Origin of the sequence: Aquirufa originis, from assembly GCF_042714495.1 — a bacterium.
In the GTDB taxonomy this organism is placed as follows: Bacteria; Bacteroidota; Bacteroidia; order Cytophagales; family Spirosomataceae; genus Aquirufa; species Aquirufa originis.
On the sequence record NZ_JBBKXY010000003.1, the window covers coordinates 330,828 to 349,307 of the forward strand.

The 18,480-nt window shown below is 44.0% G+C and carries 16 protein-coding genes; 6 read left to right on the forward strand and 10 right to left on the reverse strand.

The features are described from left to right. Window positions 1–95: 95 nt before the first annotated feature. Complete coding sequence (locus tag SKC35_RS09875) at window positions 96–1,151, forward strand: sensor histidine kinase (protein ID WP_377979213.1); 1,056 nt, start codon at window positions 96–98, stop codon at window positions 1,149–1,151. Between the two features lie 10 nt (window positions 1,152–1,161). Continuing rightward, the gene (locus SKC35_RS09880) at window positions 1,162–1,869 is read left to right on the forward strand and encodes a LytR/AlgR family response regulator transcription factor (RefSeq protein ID WP_377979214.1); all 708 of its coding nucleotides are present in this window, start codon (window positions 1,162–1,164) and stop codon (window positions 1,867–1,869) included. Here SKC35_RS09880 and SKC35_RS09885 read toward each other — a convergent pair. The 8 genes from SKC35_RS09885 to SKC35_RS09920 all read right to left on the reverse strand — a co-directional run bounded on the left by SKC35_RS09885 (window position 1,847) and on the right by SKC35_RS09920 (window position 11,600). Then, the gene (locus SKC35_RS09885) at window positions 1,847–3,751 is read right to left on the reverse strand and encodes a TonB-dependent receptor (protein WP_377979215.1); all 1,905 of its coding nucleotides are present in this window, start codon (window positions 3,749–3,751) and stop codon (window positions 1,847–1,849) included. The genes SKC35_RS09880 and SKC35_RS09885 overlap by 23 nt on opposite strands. 1 nt (window position 3,752) lies before the next feature. Then, a complete protein-coding gene (locus SKC35_RS09890; RefSeq protein ID WP_377979216.1) occupies window positions 3,753–4,523 on the reverse strand; it encodes a hypothetical protein in 771 nt (256 codons plus the stop codon). Between the two features lie 19 nt (window positions 4,524–4,542). After that, a complete protein-coding gene (locus tag SKC35_RS09895) occupies window positions 4,543–5,307 on the reverse strand; it encodes a glycosyltransferase family 2 protein (RefSeq protein WP_377979217.1) in 765 nt (254 codons plus the stop codon). After that, window positions 5,294–6,499, reverse strand: coding sequence for a glycosyltransferase (locus SKC35_RS09900; protein WP_377979218.1), 1,206 nt, complete (start codon window positions 6,497–6,499; stop codon window positions 5,294–5,296). Before SKC35_RS09900 ends, SKC35_RS09895 begins: the two co-directional genes overlap by 14 nt. Continuing rightward, entirely contained in the window at window positions 6,499–7,659 is a 1,161-nt protein-coding gene (gene wecB / locus SKC35_RS09905) for a non-hydrolyzing UDP-N-acetylglucosamine 2-epimerase (RefSeq protein WP_377979219.1), read from the reverse strand. Before wecB ends, SKC35_RS09900 begins: the two co-directional genes overlap by 1 nt. A 107-nt stretch (window positions 7,660–7,766) precedes the next feature. Continuing rightward, on the reverse strand, window positions 7,767–8,963 hold the full coding sequence (locus SKC35_RS09910) for a glycosyltransferase family 4 protein (protein WP_377979220.1): 1,197 nt from the start codon (window positions 8,961–8,963) through the stop codon (window positions 7,767–7,769). Continuing rightward, window positions 8,960–10,456: a lipopolysaccharide biosynthesis protein gene (locus tag SKC35_RS09915; protein ID WP_377979221.1), complete on the reverse strand. Its 1,497-nt coding sequence runs from the start codon at window positions 10,454–10,456 to the stop codon at window positions 8,960–8,962. The genes SKC35_RS09910 and SKC35_RS09915 overlap by 4 nt, the downstream gene beginning before the upstream one ends. Before the next feature lie 49 nt (window positions 10,457–10,505). Next, window positions 10,506–11,600 carry a glycosyltransferase gene (locus SKC35_RS09920; RefSeq protein WP_377979222.1) on the reverse strand — a complete coding sequence of 365 codons (1,095 nt, stop codon included), beginning with the start codon at window positions 11,598–11,600 and terminating at the stop codon, window positions 10,506–10,508. A 71-nt stretch (window positions 11,601–11,671) separates the two neighbouring features. On the opposite strand from SKC35_RS09920, the gene SKC35_RS09925 reads away from it, so the two are divergent. Beyond that, window positions 11,672–12,598, forward strand: a complete 927-nt coding sequence (locus SKC35_RS09925) for an NAD-dependent epimerase/dehydratase family protein (RefSeq protein WP_377979223.1) — start codon at window positions 11,672–11,674, stop codon at window positions 12,596–12,598. Here the strand turns inward: SKC35_RS09925 and SKC35_RS09930 are convergent. Beyond that, on the reverse strand, window positions 12,585–13,286 hold the full coding sequence (locus SKC35_RS09930; protein WP_269001521.1) for a class I SAM-dependent methyltransferase: 702 nt from the start codon (window positions 13,284–13,286) through the stop codon (window positions 12,585–12,587). The genes SKC35_RS09925 and SKC35_RS09930 overlap by 14 nt on opposite strands. Next, complete coding sequence (locus tag SKC35_RS09935) at window positions 13,276–14,388, reverse strand: hypothetical protein (protein WP_377979224.1); 1,113 nt, start codon at window positions 14,386–14,388, stop codon at window positions 13,276–13,278. Before SKC35_RS09935 ends, SKC35_RS09930 begins: the two co-directional genes overlap by 11 nt. Window positions 14,389–14,470: 82 nt before the next feature. Between SKC35_RS09935 and SKC35_RS09940 the strand changes: the two genes are divergently transcribed. From SKC35_RS09940 to SKC35_RS09950, 3 genes are read left to right on the forward strand one after another with little or no spacing between them, the layout of a single operon-like run. Beyond that, the gene (locus tag SKC35_RS09940; protein ID WP_377979225.1) at window positions 14,471–15,712 is read left to right on the forward strand and encodes a M16 family metallopeptidase; all 1,242 of its coding nucleotides are present in this window, start codon (window positions 14,471–14,473) and stop codon (window positions 15,710–15,712) included. Next, window positions 15,709–16,188, forward strand: coding sequence for a 2-C-methyl-D-erythritol 2,4-cyclodiphosphate synthase (ispF, locus tag SKC35_RS09945; RefSeq protein ID WP_377979226.1), 480 nt, complete (start codon window positions 15,709–15,711; stop codon window positions 16,186–16,188). Before SKC35_RS09940 ends, ispF begins: the two co-directional genes overlap by 4 nt. A 1-nt stretch (window position 16,189) precedes the next feature. Next, window positions 16,190–18,442 carry a RelA/SpoT family protein gene (locus SKC35_RS09950; RefSeq protein ID WP_377979227.1) on the forward strand — a complete coding sequence of 751 codons (2,253 nt, stop codon included), beginning with the start codon at window positions 16,190–16,192 and terminating at the stop codon, window positions 18,440–18,442. Window positions 18,443–18,480: the final 38 nt, after the last annotated feature.

Below are 18,480 nucleotides of genomic sequence, written 5' to 3' on the forward strand. Positions count from 1 at the left end.
TGGGCTTTATTAGCAGATTAAAGGACTTATTGTATCGATGAAGAGAAGTGGTGGATTCCGCTTATTTGGCTAGATTTGTAAAAATCATTTGTGCTATGTGGCAGGCTATTAATTATAGGAAAACGAAGCGCACCTTTCAGGTGTTGTTTAACCTGATTCTTTGGGGGATGTGGGTAGGTTTGCCTTTGTTAAGTCCTGTCCACCAAACGCACGAGGTGGCTCATCCGCATCCGCATGATAATCCAGAATTCTCAGAGCATATCTGGGTAGAGTTAATTACGGTGATGCCGTTGTTTTATGTGATTACGCTTTTGTTGATACCGTTTGTTTTCAAGAAAAAGGGGATATGGTTGTTTTTATTGAGTTTGATTGTGACGAATGTGGGATTCTTCTTGATGCAAACATTGTTCCATCATACTTTTTTAGAGTTTGAACATGAACACGGTACAGCCCCTGAGATTTTAGGGGTATTCCCGCTCATCATGGTTTCCGCGATTGCGTCTGCCTATGGTTTGTTGTTAGAGTTTTTAGAGCAAGATGCGAACAAGGAAGAACAGAAAAATGAGCAGTTGAAATCAGAGTTAGCGTTTTTGCGCTCTCAGATTAGTCCACATTTTATCTTTAATATTCTGAATAGTATTGTGTATTTGATACGGACCAAAGCCTCTGAAAAAGCAGAAGATGTAACCATGCGTTTGTCTTCTCTGATGCGGTATATGTTGTATGATTCCGATCAAACGATGGTTCCATTGACTAATGAATTTGCCTATTTAGAGAATTATATTGATCTCCAAAAAATGCGCTTTGACGGGAATGTCGATTTTAAATTCCAAGTGAATGGAGATGGTGCAGGTCATTTAATTGAGCCAATGTTATTAATCCCTTTTGTGGAAAATGCGGTAAAACATGGGGTGGGTTTAGTGGATAAGCCGTTTATCTATGTTACGCTAGAAACGACCGATCACGGTTTGCATTTTCAGGTTAAGAATAAAAAGGGAAAAGAAGAACAGGTTTTCAAAGACCCTAGTTCTGGAATTGGGTTGAAGAATGTGAAGCGTCGTTTGGAATTATTATATCCGAAAAAACACGAATTAGTTATTGAAGAGGACGACGCGAATTTCTCGGTGGATCTACACTTAACATTGAAATAAGATGGTAAAGATGAATTGCGTTGTCGTGGACGACGAAGTGATGGGCCGCAAGTTGCTAGAGGAAAATGTGAAGCAAATTCCATTTTTGAATCTAGTGGGTTCTTGTTCGAATGCGTTCGAGGCGATGGAAGTGCTGCAAAAGGAGCAGGTCGATTTACTTTTCTTGGATATTCAAATGCCGGGCTTGTTAGGGACGTCGTTCTTGTCTTCTTTGGCCGTTAAACCTCTCGTGATTTTCGTGACTGCTTATGCGAATTATGCAGTGGAAAGTTATAATCTGGACGCTGTAGACTACTTAATGAAACCGGTGAGTTTAGATCGGTTTGCCTTAAGTGCAAATAAGGCGTATCATATTTTTGTAGGTAAAACGGTGGTTGAAAAGGAGCCACTAGAGGACTTCTTTTTTGTGAATGTGGAATATTCACTCGTACGAATTTCGATTCCCATGGTGACACATGTGGAGGGTTTGAAAGATTATGTGAAGATTTATGTGGAGGGAGAGCGTTTTCCTATTTTGACCAAACAAACAATGAAAAGTGTAGAGGCTAAAGTCATGCCACATGGTTTCATGCGCGTGCACAAATCATTTATCGTGAATCTTCAGAAGATCGAATCGATTAAGCAGCAACGCATTAAAATCGGTAATTACGAAATCGCAGTGAGTGATTCCCATTTAGCTGAATTAATGGAGCGACTTAACGCGAATAGGCTAGGTTAAGTTGTAAGCCGATGTGAAAGTTTCTGCCGGGAGATGGGTTGTAAAAGCGTCCTCCTGTGGCGTTTAAATCCGGTCCTGACGAATAACGCTCATCACCCATATTATCAGCCGCTGCCCAAAGTGTCCAGCGTTTCTGCGCATAACTTATTTTTGTGTTCCAAAGTCGATAAGATCCCATTTGCTCCGTATTTGAGTCATTCAGGAATTGATAATCCACAAACTGAAAATTTTGCACCAGACTTATTCCTGATGGGTGTCGCCAAACGAGTGTAGTTGCCTGCTGGTAAGGAGTTGTTCCCGTTAAGAAATTCCCATTCGCAAATCGAAAGTTTTGCCAGGTATGCGATTGTTCTACTGTCAAAGTAGGGTGGAGCATCCAGGTACTACTTAATTCCAAACCTTGTTGGGTCGTAGAACCAGCGTTCGTAAAATAGTCTGACCCATCAGCGGCTCTTCGAACCACAATAGTTTCGTCTAGGTTAAATTGATATATGCTCAAATCCCAGTTGAATTTCGTGTATTTGCCTCGGTAAGTTATTTCGTGGTTCCAGCCTTTCTCTGCCTTTAATGAGGTGTTTATCACGCCTGTGGATGGGCGCATTTCTGAAATGCTGGGAGGTGAGTAACCATGGGCGACTTTGGCGACGATACTTTGGTGTACTCCTAATTTATGTAAGATGGCCAAACGAGGCGAGAAGATGGCTTCGTTTCCTATATATTCTGTCCAATAGCTGCTTAAGCTACAAGAGAAAGTAAAGAGCCAATTCGTTAACCCGGCATATTCATTTTGTAAGAAAAGGCTTCCTTGCTGGACATGGGTATTTTGGGTCAGTTGCAAGGTGTCTTTTACACTGTTTCGATTCCCAAAAGTCGAGCTATTCATCTGTCCCGCTTGGTATTCAAATCCTAGGTCGCTGCTAATAATCCCTTTTCTATGCAACACTCCTCGCATGGAATAATTGGGTTCATGGCGAACTTCATAATTCCGTATCGTCGGATTTTCGATATCATTCACTTGTATCGCCTGACTCAAATCCCAAGCCCAAAGGTTATTCAGCACTTGAGATGCCCTAGCACTTAAACCATAGCTTTTTATTTTAAAGGTCGCCCCTTGCTGTTGCGCACTCTTGAAAGCGCCAGCCGCAGGTCGAGCTTGCTGAGGATTAGCGAGGAATTGTGCTTTTGTCAGACCTCCCGGAGTTTGGTACGCTAAATCCACATAATAGGTGCTTAGATCTAGGTTAAGATCTTTCGTAAAGCTGTGGTGGAATTCGTAGGAGATCCATTGCTTCTTCATCGCAGATTGTGCTCGATAACCCTCTTGCAGGTTAAAGGAGGCGTAAAGTCGGTGGTTTTCTGCGGATAAATCGATGGCCGTTTTCATTCCCCCCAAAGAATGGTAAACCGTCTCAGCGCTCAAAGCCTTTCCCCGTGGTTCACTTTCAAATAAAAGCGCACCTCCGGTACCTGCCCCGTAAATTCCGGCCGATGGGCCTTTTGTAACCGTGAGAGATGAAAATAAAGCCGGTTCTAACAGAGAAATGTAAGTATTATTTCCGGCATCCGTAAAGGGAATTTGATTCCAATAGACTTTGGTATTACGTACCCCAAAAGGTGCACGCAATGAACTGCCCCGAATCGCAATTCGATAACTGCCCGGGGAACGTTCTTCCATTCGAACGCCTGCCATGGAATTAAGCGTAGATACAAACTGGGTGGAACTAAAACGTTGCAAATCTGCAGAGCGTATATAGGAATCCGGCGTAATTAAAGCGGATCGTTTTTGCTCAAAAACATAGACTTTTACTTCATCGAGGACTTTCGTAGAATCTTTTTGAGCTAAAGCAGGAAGACAAAAAAGGAGCAGTAAGAATTTCTTCATCTTAGAAGAAATAAGTTAGCAAGGTAGAAGGAATGATTGCTTGAGAAGCTTTGATCGATTTTGATTTGGGATTTTCTGCACCGCCTAGATTGAGTGTTTCAAGGTTCAATGTCCAGCCAAATTTACCTTTAATAACCTGGATTTTAGCCTTGAAATTCAAGTGCTTGTCAGAAACTAAGGATTGGTATGGAACGCCCACATAGCGGCCGTACAAGGTTACCTCCTCATACAATGGTTCAAATACTTGGGCTTGAAATTGGATGGATGTTTTTCCCGGGATAACTAGTCCCAGTCCTCCACTAATTCCGTGCAAAGAATATTTTTCTTCCTCGATATATTCAGACCTTAAAGAGCTAATTTTTCTAGCCAAAGATCTACTATATAAACTCAAAATAGGAGTTAGATGAACGTTTGATTTGCGTTTATTTGTATTCCACATCAGACCCACTTCCGCTTCTCCGCCTCGGTATCCGGCCTGTAATACTTCATTAAGTAGAATAGGTTCGTTGAAATTGTTCATCGGAGGTTCAATGAATGTATAGGTTTGGCGATCTATTGCTGTACCCGTTAGATTCCCCATTGTTTTCATTGCGATGAATGTCTTGCGATTTTTTTCTGGGTTTTGGAACGTGATTTCTGCCGCGAAATCTAAGGTCATTTGTTGTTCATGCCACGAAATGAATGAGGTTCCCACACTCGAATTAAAGCGGAATTTTTGGCCAAAACTGACGAATGTAATCGCGATAAAAAGAAGGACAAAGCGAAATCTCATAGGAACAAATATAGCAGATTTACCAATACTTCCCCTGTTTTTTTAGGGCAAAAATCAATCCTCTGGTAATGATTACCAAGTGGTTGATTAAATTAGGTAAAAATCCGAAATGCGATTTTAATACTTGGTATCTTTCCTCCCAGGATCTCTTGAGGTTTTGAACTGAAGCTCCTCCTATTAAATAGGTGCAAATAGGAGCTGCGGATCTAACGACGGAACTGCTTTTTTTCAATACCTGAATCTCCCAATCGATGTCTGAACTTAAACGATATTCAAGATTAAAGAAGGGAGCAATGCTACGCTTCGCAATAAAGGCCTGGTGGCAAACAAGCATGCCATTCTTGAAATCTCTCCAGCTTAATTGAGCAGGCAATCGATGAGGCGTCACCTCACTGCGAAGACCCAAAGACTGTCCTTCATTATTCACGAAAACTGCTTCTCCATACAACACATCGGGATTTCCGGCTAGTTCGTGCAATAGGTTTTTCAAGGTCGTTGCCGATGCAAAAGTATCCCCAGCATTCAAAAACAGGATATAATCTCCTTTGGCCAACGTCAATCCTTTATTCATCGCATCGTAAATCCCTTTGTCTTTTTCAGAAATGAATTGGTTTATCTGAGTTTTATTCGCCTCAATGATGGACAACGTTTGATCTTTCGACGCCCCATCCACCACGATATAATCGATTTCCTCTGCACACCCCTGTTCGAAGACGCTTTTCAACGTACGTTCGATATAGGCCTCAGCCTGGTAGGTGATGGTGATAATACTAAGCTTGGGCATAATAAGCAAGGTGTTGTTGGGCAACGATGGTTTGGTCGTATAATTGTAGCGCGCGTTCTCTGGATTTTGGTCCCGCTTTTTTGTTGTTTAAACTCCACTGAATTCCTTTTGCCAAATCTTTTGGGTCAAATGCCTGAGCCACATACCCTGTCACTTCGTGTTCAATCATCTCTGGGATTCCTCCCACTTCGAATCCGACGCAGGCCGTGCCGCAGGCCATCGCTTCCATGATTGTATTGGGTAGATTTTCTTCCAAAGAGGGAGTGACAAATGCATCTGCCGCCGCATAGATGTCGCGCATTTTCGCTGGGTCTGAAATCTGCCCTAAATTATGAGCTTTCAAAGGTAATTCCTCGGTCAACTCTCCACCCACGATGAGTAGTTCGGTTGTATCAGCATCTAAATACTGCAAGGCTTCTTTCAATAAGTGAAACCCTTTAGCGGGTGCATTCACACGCATCGCCACGAAAAGGACATATTTCTTGTTCGGATTTAATCCTAAGTTAGTAGCAGTAGGTGAGAAGAATTCCGTATCAATCGCGTTTGGAATGGTTTTAATCGAGTGACCTCCCAAAATGCTGCTTTGCCTCGCTCTATTTCCCAGCCAATCGCTGCAAGTGATGATGTGTAGGTTTTTCTCCGCAAACCCCGTTTTCTTAGCCTCCCACATTCGGTGCGAAAGATCAGTCGGATTTGGATTTTTCAAGAATTTACAATCTCCACAGCTTTGTTGAAAATGCTCGCAATTCCCACTGTGGTGACATCCTCCCGTAAAGGCCCACATATCGTGCAGGGTCCAGAAAACAGGTTTATTAAGCTTAGTCAGTTGAGCAATATCGCTCACAGATAAAAAGCCAAAATTCACCCAATGCAAATGCACAATATCTGCCTGTTGAATCAGCGGTTGTCTTGAAATATCACTCCCAAACACACCCGGATTGAATAGGAATCGAATCGATTTATCTTTTTCGAATCGCAGAAAGAACAAGCGCTCTGCAATGAATTTCAACCAAGAAATTAGGCCGTTACCGAATTTTTTGGCATTGGATGTGCTCCCTTTTTCTCGAACGATATAGTCCACTTGATGCCCTTCTTTTTCCAAAGCTACTTTCAATCTACCCGCTGCAATCCCAGCCCCGCCATTGCTGTCGTGGTAGGAGAGGAGGACGATATGTAGCTTTTTAAAAGACATTAAGCAAAAATTTCAGCTAGTTGAGCGGCTATTCTTTCGGCTGCTTTTCCATCCCAAAGCGGAGGAATACTTCCTTTCTTCACCTTGCCCGCCAATATCTCTTGCAAGGCAGCATAGGTTTTCTTCGGATCTAAATCCGATAATAATTGGTTCGTTCCTAAAGTCACCGTGATCGGCCGTTCCGTCGAATCACGGAAGGTTAAGCATGGAACTCCTAAGTAGGTCGTTTCCTCTTGAATGCCGCCTGAATCGGTTAATATCGCTGTGGCATTGGACATCAATTGAATGAATTCTAAATAGCCCAAAGGCTCGGTCATAATCAAGTTTTGCGCCTGATCTAATCGTTCCGCTAAGCCAAATTTCTCCATATGCGCCCGTGTTCTCGGGTGGATAGGGAAGATGATTTTCGTATCCTTGCTGCTTAATTCAATTAATTCCAGAATGGATTCAAGACCCTCTTTCGTGTCCACATTCGCTGGGCGGTGCATGGTCATGACGATGTAGTTGTTAGTCGATAGTCGGGAGTCGGCAGTCGCTAGGCCGGAGTCGGCAGTCGATAGTCGGGAGTCACTAGTCGCTAGTCCGAGGTCTTCCAATATGGTGGTGGTTTTCGCTTTCTCTTGGTAACGCACCAGCGAGTCAATCATCACATTGCCGGAGAAAAATACACGTTCATCTGCCACGCCTTCATTTTTCAAGTGTTGCAATCCGCTTTCTTCTGTCACAAATAAATAATCCGCCACGCTATCCGTCAAGATACGATTTAATTCCTCTGGCATCGTCCGGTCAAAGCTGCGTAATCCCGCTTCTACGTGAGCCACTTTGATTCCCATTTTGATGGCAACTAAGGTGCAGGCCAAAGTCGAAGTAACATCTCCCACCACAATAATCAAGTCTGGTTGTTCCGCTTCTACAATTTTCTCAAAAGCGACCATAATCTTGGCAGTCACTTCCGTGTGGCTTCCACCCCCAATTCCTAGGAAGAAATCCGGTGTAGGTAATTCCAGTTGCGTAAAAAACACATCACTCATCTTAGCGTCAAAATGCTGACCCGTATGAACGATCTTCGATGTCCATCCGGCTAATTTTTGGATCGCACGATGTAGCGGTGCTACTTTCATGAAATTAGGGCGAGCGCCGACTACTTGGATTACTTTCATTTATACCTATTTAAAATTCTAATTTACAAAGTTTAGATTAGAGATAAGAGAGTAAAGAGTAGAGATATTGTTCTCTATTATCTATACTCTATAATCTCTACTCTCGGCTAGCGACTGCCCACTGCCCACTGAAACGCCTCCATATAATTCCCCAGCACCGAATGAATATTAATCTCCTTCTCAATAATCTCTCTTGAACGTTGTCCCATCAAGGCAATGTTTTCTGGTTGAGCGAATAATTTTTCAATTACCTCCTGCAGACTTTCTAATGAACCCGATTCAAAGTAATGTCCATTATATCCTTCCCGCACTAAGCGTTTTTCGGTGCCATCTGCCACGGAACATACGACGGGTTTCGAGAAACACATCGCCTCATTAATAGACAATCCACCCATGCCGGCTAAGACATAGATTCCCGATTCGCAGGTGATTTTGCCTAGTTCTTTTGGGTCATAAATACCGCCATGAAACTGGATGAAATCATGTCCTGAAGCCTGCGCTTTTAAAGCTTCGAGCTCCGGCCCGTCACCTACAATACTTAATTCGGTCTGCGGGTATTTCGCACGTAATGCGATAGTCGCTTCGATCAATAAATCGACTTGTTTCCATTTGACTAGACGTCCGATATGCAAGAGTCGGAATGGATTGGCGGCAACGTCTTTCAACTCGTTAGCTGTGGCTAAAAGTGCATCTGTATCCGGTGAGTTTGCCGTGATAAATACCTTCTCAGCTGGAACGTCATAGCTTCTGTGTAAAGCAACCGCCTCATCTAAATAATTGATGTGGGCGTCTACCAGATTAGAGAAACGCTTTCTCGTTTCGCGCACGATGAAGAATTTTAAACGCGCTAAAAGCGAGGGATTCGACTGGTGCGCTTGGTTGTTTTCGGTTACGCCGCCACCTTGTAAATAATAGGAGATGGCGTTGTCATAATGGGGTACTTGGAAAGGAATCTCTTTGGAAATAATCGCCACATTGTTTTTGCGCAGAAAGCGGTACCAGCCAGGATAAAAGACAAAAGAGGCTTGGTAGGGCCAGTTGACCATTAAGACGTCTGGTTTTTCTGCCAAAATCAATTCTTTCAACCCGCGGAAAAACTTCTTTCCATAATAGGTCGTGTATTCCTCACGACGAAAGACCTTGAATTCGATGCCTTTGTCCGACGTATATACCCCAGCGCCCAGCGTTGCCCCTTTTTCTGTGGGCACCACCACGCAAACCTCCACCCCATAATCGCGTTGCAATTTGTTTAGGACTAGGTTGTAATAGTGAGGCAGGCCACCGGCCAGGGACATTATTTTCATTTCTTAAACCAATTAGTAACTAGCTCGCTGATGTCAGGAGATAGCTTAAATTTCGTGACGGCTAGGATAAATAATCCACCTATCGCTGCACTTCGAATTCCCACATTGAGTAACCAGGCAATCAAAGGGCTGCCTTCGATGACCGGGATTTGGGAAACAACAAGGTAGATTAATACACTAACGATCAGGATCCCCAGTGATCTAAAATCAAACGGTTGCAAGTCTAGTTTCCACCAGATGAAGCCAAATTTCAATACATTATAGCCCGCCAAAGCCAATAGGGAAGCTAAAGCCGCACCGTTATACGAATAAATAGGAATCAGAATCAAATTACCAACCACTAAACCTACCGCGAGAATGATGTAGAAAATGAGGTCGTAACGGTAGTATTTGGAGTTAATCAATACCTCTGAATTCAGGCCCGTTCCCATATCGATGATCTTGCTTAAGCCCACCATTAGAACTACCCAGCGTCCTGCCTCATAGATTTCGTGGCGAGGGATGATGGTGTAGATGAAGTCCAAATTACACCAGATCAACAGGAATAAAACGCAGCCGATGAGGAGGAGATTCAGGGAGGATTTTTGGTAAATATCCTGAATATTGTCGCGATCATTTCGGCTCCAAGCCTGCGCTAAAATGGGCGCCGCAATCGCCGCAATCACATTCCGAGGGATCGAAATCATAATCGCCATCCGGGAATTAATGTCAAAAATCGCCGTCGTGCTCAATCCGCCCATATAGGCCGGCAACATGATCTTTTCGATGTGTTGAATGAGGGTAAAACTCGCCCCCGCTAAAATCACCCAGCCACCATACGAAAGCATTTCTTTGAAAACCGGTGTGCGTAAAAAGGAAAAATCTACCTTCGTATAAAAGCGCTTCAGCTGCTTAATGTAGGCTAATAAACCCGCTACAGCGACTACATAGGAAAGCGTAATCGCTAAAATCAATTGATTAAATGTCAAATAGCCGAGAGCAAACGCAATCACTAAAACCCCATTTGAAACCCGTAAATACAATTCCCGAATAATCGCTGGTACCACAATACGTAAATGAACACGTGCATAGGCTTCTAACACACTCATATAGAGGTAACTGGCCGTCAGCGGAATAATGTAGTAGAAATACTGCGGCAATAAGGGTGAATTCGCACTATATACCTCAAAAAACAGCGGTTTTAAAGCTAAATAGCCCAACACAAAAAGCGCTAAACCAAACAGCGGTGCGACGAGCAGAAAGGTGAAAAATCCTTTATGGCCATTTGCCGGATCATCGAAATGCGGGAAAAAACGCACCGCAATATGGGGAATTCCTAGCTGCGTAAAAGAGGCAAAAATAAGGGGAATGCTAACCAAAGCACCGGCAATTAAGCCCACCTGCTCCTGCGAAAGAAACTTATTGTAGAGGAAGATCACGTTAAAAGTCCCGATCGCCGTACCCAAATAGGTAACGATTGAACCCTTTAAACTTTGTCGAATGACGATCCCCATGCCTTGTTTTGAATGTAATTTACAAAAATACGATTTTGCGGGGCATTCTTTATATGAGAAGACCTTTGATTTTCGCGGAAAGCTTTACCACGTCATAAGCTTCCTCCATGTGTTTGCGTGCAGCGACACCATAGGCACGCGTCGTCGCGGAATCTGTAGCTAGTTCTTTCAACGCAGAAGCCATTCCCTCCACATCATGTTCATCTACCAAAAGTCCCGTTTTCCCCTCGATGACCGCATCCGGAATGCCAGCGTGTCTAGTAGAACAGATAGCTAATCCGCAAGCGGAGGCTTCTAAAATAGCCACCGGCGTTCCCTCGGAATCCCCACTAGGTGTTAAGACCGAATGCTGAACGAAGACGTTAGATTCCTGTAACAAGGGCAAGTAGTCGGATTGACCCATAGCCCCTAAGAAATGGATGCTTTCAGACAATCCGTGTGCGGAAACATATTCTTTCGCCTCTTCCCAAAGAGGTCCATCACCTACCATGCGTAATTGCGAATCAGGGAAATCACGCAACAACATTTCAAAGGCTTGAATGCTTTTCAAGGATCCTTTTTTCTCTGCAAAACGGGCTACTGAAATAACGTTGAATCCATCTTTCGGAGTACCAGGGATGAACCTAGACGTATCGACACCACAAGGAATGACATGTAAATTCGGTAAAGGACCTGCGATTTCTTCTAGGGTTGCTCGCATGGATTCAGCCACACAAATGATGGCTTTCGCGCGCGGTAAACTGAGCGCATAGCGCGCACCATAAGTCTCCAGCGTCTTTTTCTCTGCTGCATCGAAGCCTAAAAAGACAACGGAATAAGGAATACCTTCTGCCAAACAAGCTTCGTAGATATTTGTGCCTAAAGGACCGTAATTCGCTAAGAAGGCGTCTGCTTTATGGACGCGTAAAAAGCGTCTAAGGTAATGGGTATAAATCTTTTGATAAAGTCCAGGAATGATGCGGCGTAAAACACCTCTAACGGCAAGAATCGAAAAAGGAAAAGAATAGATGGATCCTCCTGCCTTTAATCGGCTCGGTTGCCAGCCCTCGTATAGGACGTGAATGGGTTCTAATTGATTGATTTGCTCTTCGATAAAGGTCTCGGAGTACGAAAAGAAATTAGAACGGGCAATGATTAAACGCATTCAGGGCTGATTTTTAATGCAAAACCGAAATTAGCTAAATTTTTCGGCTATTTTTACAGCAAATACGCGTCATGGAGAAAAATTTAGTCGTTGGAGGAAGTGGTTTTTTGGGCTTGAATTGGCTGGCTTATTTGCAGCAACACGGTGCAGATAGCGAGGTCGTAGTTTTCGCGCACGAAAAACCGGCTGGCGTTGAATTTCCCTCTTTCGTGACTTTTGTGGTGGGGGATTATGCGGATGCGACAGCTTTGGACGACTTATTTAGTGCCCATCATTTTGATCGCGTATTTCATTTTGCCTCTTCCATTATTCCTGCGATTTCATCCGAAAACATTCGCCAAGACATCGAGTCTAACTTGTTGCCCACCATCGGTTTGATGGAGATGATGAAGAAGCACCAGGTGTCAAAATTACTTTATTTATCCACCGGCGGGGCGGTTTACGGGAATGTGACGGAAGAAAAAGTGAAAGAAGATTATCCCTGCAAGCCTATTTCATCTTACGGAATTATCAAGCTAGCCGTGGAGCATTACATTGAATTATATGCGAAATTATACCAGATCGACTACTTGATTTTGCGCTTGTCGAATCCATTCGGGGAGTTTCATCGCTCGCCTAAACAGGGCGTGATCAATATTGCCGTTCGCAAGGCGTTGAAAGGAGAGGTGATGACGGTTTGGGGAGATGGTTCGCAGGCCAAAGATTATATCTACGCCGCTGACATCGGTCAAGCCATCGATGGTTTGATCAAGGCAGGTGTAAAAAATGAAACGATCAATGTGGGTTCAGGCGAATCACTCAGCTTAAATACCATTATTCAGCGCATTCAAGCGAAATTACCCGCATTTCAAGTCGAATACAAAGACGCGAAGCTGACGGATGTGCAGAGAATCTGTTTAGATACTTCGAAATTAGCGGCGAAAATGAACTGGGATATTACCTCCTTCGATCAAGCCTTAGAAGCCACCATCACTTACGAAAAAGCTAGACTTTCTTAGCCACGAGCACAAAAGTGCAGGCATCCTCGTTACGCGATTTAGCCGTGATAATCTTATCGAAAAAGATGATCAAAGGCTGCAGCACTAAAGACAATAAAAAACGTAGCGGCTTAGGCAATTTGAACAACAAGCCATCTTGGAATAATTGCAATCCCATCGCGGAGCGCCCTAAAATTCCCTCGAAATAAACTACCTCAAATCCCGCTTCGCGTACTATTTTCTGAAGGCCCGTCGAAGTCCAGCGCCAAAAATCCGTCGGATCCGGGTGAAACATCCAATAGCCATGGGTAGATAATATCAATTTGCCCTCTTTTTCTAAGATGCGATGCGCCTCTTTCAAATAGGCCTTCGGGTCTTCTACGTGTTCCAATACTTGCGTAGATAAAACGAATCCCACACTTTCCTCAGGCATGTCGATAATGCCAGCTGGGTCTACGACCACATCGGCTTTGGTATTATAGGCTAAATCCAATCCGATATATTGTTCCACAAAAGGAGTGAAAAGTGGCTCGTAGGGTTTGTTACCACAACCATAATCCGCTAACAATTGATGCGGAGAATTCCGGACATACAAGGCAATGACGCGTTCTAATTGCTTGCGCAACTGGATCAGGTAGTAGTAGCGCGCGGACATGCGGCCCGTGATTTTAGGATATAGGCGTTCAATTCCAGCTTCTCTACTTTCCATGGGATAGTCGTTTGTGTTCGATTAATGAATTTTTGTATTCAATAAAATCTTCAGAGATACGAAGGTATTTTCTAAATAAATGAGGCTTCTTTTCGCGGTACGCAATGCGAGTTAGACCTAAATAGGCGAGTCCTCGTATGTCTTTGGTCAGTCGCTCTTCAAAAGGGAAGGCGATAGACTTTGTATACCAAAACTCCGCCTTATTCAAATCTTTTCGTTCTACTTCTTCCCGCATTCCGCGTAGCGTATAAGCTGCGCCGGTGTAATAGGGCGTTTTTAGCGCTTCCATTTTTTCAATGAAGGGTTCCGCTTCTTCGAATTTTCCGGTCAACGTCAGCAATTCAGCTCTTTGCAATAGATACCAGTGGTTATTAGGGAAGTTGTCACTGAGGATTTGGTTATAGGCCAAAGCCCGTAAAGGATTCCCCTCGTATTTATTCTGCACGTACCCCATATAGAACAGACATTCATTCTTAACAAAGGTGGTTTTTCGAGTGCCAGCTTCTAGTTGAGTCAATCCCACCCGTTTGTTCCCATCTTGAAACAAGAACATAAATGGTTTTAAGACTGGGTGTAATTCTGGATAGGCGACGCTGTAATAATTATACATCCCGGTGGAATACAGGAATTCGGGTTGTTTGTCGGTGTTTTTAAGCCCAATTTTTAAAAAGCTATAAGCCTGTTTAGCATAAGAGACCACACGCATGAAGTTGTGTTGATCTGCCTCATAGGCGGCCAGAAATCCAAGGGAAGCCGTACAAAAAAAAGAGGCTTCTAAATCATTCTCATCTCGCTCAGCCATCTCTTTTCCTAATTCAAATGCTTTTTCTAGGTGAGCTAAATAGTTTTTTCCTTGAGCAGGGTGATCCTTTAACGGAAAGTATTGCTGTTCCCACTGCATCGCCAGCAATAAATAGGGGGCTGGATGACGCGGGTATTTGGCTTTGAGACTATTGAAAATAGCCGTGGATTCTTTGAAATCGTATTGGTATAAATTCGTCAGTCCAGCGGTGATCTGAGCTTTAGCCGTGGGATCTTGTAGGATTTGGGCCTGCGATCTCAGTGAAAGAAAAAGGAAAAGTAAGAGTGCAACCCGAATCATGTGAAATGTTTAGCCTGCAAATTTAGTTAAGCTCTGTGGTTTTTGGGTCGATTTTTTTACTTTTGTTTATAAACCCTAAGACATGATTTCATTCGAAGAATTTACCCTCGCTAACGGCCTTAAAGTCATTGTGCACGAAGATCCGGACACGACGAAGGCGGTGGTAGATGTGATCTACAATGTAGGTTCCCGGGATGAGGACGAAAACTTGACGGGTTTTGCGCATTTGTTTGAGCATTTGATGTTCGGCGGATCTGAAAACATTCCGTCCTTCGATACGCCCTTGCAAAAAGTAGGCGGCGAGAACAATGCCTTTACCACCCCAGATTTAACGAATTACTATATATCTGTTCCGGCCCAAAACATCGAAACCGCTTTTTGGCTCGAGTCGGATCGGATAAAGCAATTAGCGTTTAACACGCAAAGCCTCGAAACACAGCGCAAAGTCGTCATCGAGGAATTCAAGCAACGTTATTTGAATCAGCCTTATGGGGATGTGTGGTTGAAGTTTAGACCCTTGATTTACAACAAGCATCCCTACCGCTGGCCCACGATTGGTGCAGGCATTCAGCATATCGAGGAGGCGCAGATGAGTGATGTGAAGGCTTTTTTCCAAAAGCACTACGTGCCCTCTAATGCCGTATTAGTTGTTGCAGGTAAAGTGAAAGTAGCGGAGGTGAAAGCTTTGGCAGAAAAATGGTTCGAACCTATCCCCGCAGGCGTTAAACCACAGCGCAATCTGCCGCAAGAGCCAGTTCAAACGGAAGATCGGGCGATGGAAATCGAAGCGGATGTGCCGGCGAATCGCTTGTACAAGGCCTATCCGGTAATTGGCCGCTATGAACCAGGTTACCACGCGATTGATTTGATGGCGGATCTATTAGGTAGAGGCGAATCTTCTTATTTGTATGAGCATTTAGTGCAAAAGCAGCGTATTTTCGATACGATTGGGACTTATCAAACCAGTTCCATCGATCCTGGCTTATTGATTATTCAGGGTCAGGTGAGTGATGACGTGACGATCGAGGAGGCCGAAGTTGCTTTAGAGAAGGCGATACAGGATTTTGCGACTTCGAAAATCGCCGAAAAAGACTTGCAGATGGTGAAGAACCAATCGGAGGCGAGTTTGGTTTTTGGGGAAGTGGAAGTGCTGAATCGGGCGATGAATTTAGCCATGGCCGCGAATGCGGGCGATGCGAATTTAGTCAATACCGAGGCGGAAAAGATCGCAGAAGTGCAAACGCAAGATTTGGAAAAATGGGCTCAGCGCTTGTTTATCCAAGGGAAATCGAATACCTTAAAGTATAAAAAAATAGCCAAATGAAAATTCGCGTAGGACAAGGGTACGATGTGCATCGCTGGGTAGAAGGACGTCCTTGTATACTGGGTGGTGTGGAGATTCCGTCGGAGAAAGGGCCTTTAGGTCATTCAGACGCGGATGTGGTTTGTCACGTATTGTGTGACGCCTTGTTAGGAGCCGCGAATATGCGCAATATTGGGTACCATTTTTCGGACAAGGACCCGATGTGGAAGGGAGTTGCTTCGACGCTTTTATTGAAAAAAGTGATGGAGATGATCCGCGAGGCAGGCTGGGAATTAGCGAATGCGGATGTGACGGTGATCTTAGATCAACCGAAACTGAACCCAATTATTCCAGCGATTAAAGATAATTTAGCCTTAGTGATGGGAGTGGATGTGGACCAAATTTCGGTCAAAGCAACCACCTCCGAAGGATTAGGATTTGTAGGAAGAGCAGAAGGAATCTCGGCGATGGCCGTGGCCCTAATTCAGCAAGATTAAGATGCAGATAGATTTAGAAAAGGAACGTTTAGAGATTTTGAAACGCTACCGCAAATTATTGCGGACGGCTAAGCCTTTTTTAAAGGACGATGACGCGAAGCAAATCAAGAAAGCCTTCTTGATTTCGGCGGAGGCGCACAAGGAAATGCGCCGCAAATCCGGCGAACCTTACATCTACCATCCTTTAGCTGTCGCTCAAATCTGCGTAGAGGAAATTGGTTTAGGAACTACGTCGATAATTTCCGCTTTATTACATGATGTGGTGGAGGATACGGATACGACTTTGGCCGATATTGAAAAACAATTTAATCCGAAAATCGCTTCGATCATCGATGGCCTGACGAAAATTGCCGGCACCTTCGAATACGGAACTTCGCAACAGGCGGAGAATTTCAGGAAGATGTTATTGACGCTTTCGGATGATATTCGCGTGATCTTGATTAAACTAGCGGACCGTTTGCACAACATGCGGACGCTAGCGAGTATGGCGAAAGAGAAGCAGATGAAGATCGCTTCGGAGACCATTTATTTGTATGCGCCTTTGGCCCATCGTTTGGGTCTGAATGCAATAAAATCCGAGTTAGAAGACTTAGGATTAAAACATACGGAGCCGGAAGCCTACAAGGAAATTGCGGATAAGTTGATGGAAAATAAGCGAAGCAGAGAAGGTTTCGTGGAAAATTTCATTAAGCCGATCAAGAAAACTTTGGACGAGCGTGGATTGAATTATACCATCAAAGGCCGCCCTAAATCCATCTTTTCTATTTACAATAAAATCAAAAAAGGAAACACGCCTTTTGAGAAAATATACGATCTTTTTGCGGTGCGTGTCGTTTTAGACGTGCCCATAGAACGCGAAAAATCAGACTGTTGGGAAGTGTATTCCGTGGTAACGGATCATTACCGCCCTAATCCGAGTCGTTTGAAAGACTGGGTTTCTACCCCTAAATCGAATGGTTACGAGTCTCTTCATACGACCGTGATGAGTATGCCTTTTGCACACGATAAAGAGGGCCGCTGGGTGGAGGTGCAGATTCGTTCGAAACGCATGGACGAGATTGCGGAGAAAGGGGTGGCGGCACACTTCAAGTACAAAGGAACGGACACGCGGACGAGTGAGGCGTTTGAGTCTTGGCTTTCGCAGGTGCGTGAAGCTATCGAAGCAAACGACAAGAGCCAATCTGCAGTGGAATTAGTGGAGGACATTAAGAACTCGCTTTACCATGAGGAAGTTTTTGTCTTTAGCCCAAAAGGAAAGTTGATCGTCTTGCAATCCGGTGCCACGGCGTTAGACTTTGCTTTCGAGATTCACTCGGAGGTGGGTGCGCGTTGTATTGGGGCCAAAGTAGGCGGAAAACTCGTTCCCTTATCCCATAAATTACAGAATGGAGATCAGATCGAAATCCTAACCTCTTCGAAGCAAAAGCCGTCTGAAGATTGGTTGCGCATCGTATTTACGACAAAGGCGAAAGCACGCATCAAGGACTTCATCAAAGAAGAGAATAAATCACATATCATTAAGGGGCGCGATTTGATCGAGCACCGCCTGAAACATTTGGGTTATCCTTTATTGACTTTAGAAATTACGAACCAGTTGCGGGCTTATTTTAATGCCAAAGACGCGAATGATTTGTTCTATCGTTTTGGCAAAACCTACATCAACATCGACCAGCTCAAGCACTGGAAATTGGATCGGGAATTACACGAAAGAAAGCAGGCGGAGAAATCGATTCAAGCGCCCATCGTGGATAGCAAATCCTTTAGAAAGGAGATGCAGCAATACCACAAGGAGCGCAAGGAGTCTGATACCCTGCTGATCGGTGAAGATATGGATAAGGTGGATTATACCTTAGCGAAGTGTTGTAACCCCATTTCAGGCGATGAGGTATTTGGTTTTGTGACCATTAATGAGGGAATCAAAATTCACCGGGCCGCTTGCCCTAACTCGCCAGAATTGCTTTCTCGTCATGGAGATCGGGTGATTAAGGCACAGTGGACGTCTCAAATTGCGATGTCATTTGTCGTGGACTTGGTGATTCGTGGAATTGACCGTGTGGGATTGGTGAATGATGTAACGCGCTTGATATCAGAGAAGTTGCAAGTGAACATTACCGCCTTGAACATTGGGGTGAAAGATGGATTATTTGAAGGTCAAATATCACTGATGGTACAAGACACCGATCACCTCGATAGCTTAAGCGCAGAAATGGAACAAGTTCCGGGCGTAATTGAAGTGGAGCGAAAAGTTTCTTAGTTTTTGTCCTTTATTTTTGCTTATTTTACGTCGTTTTT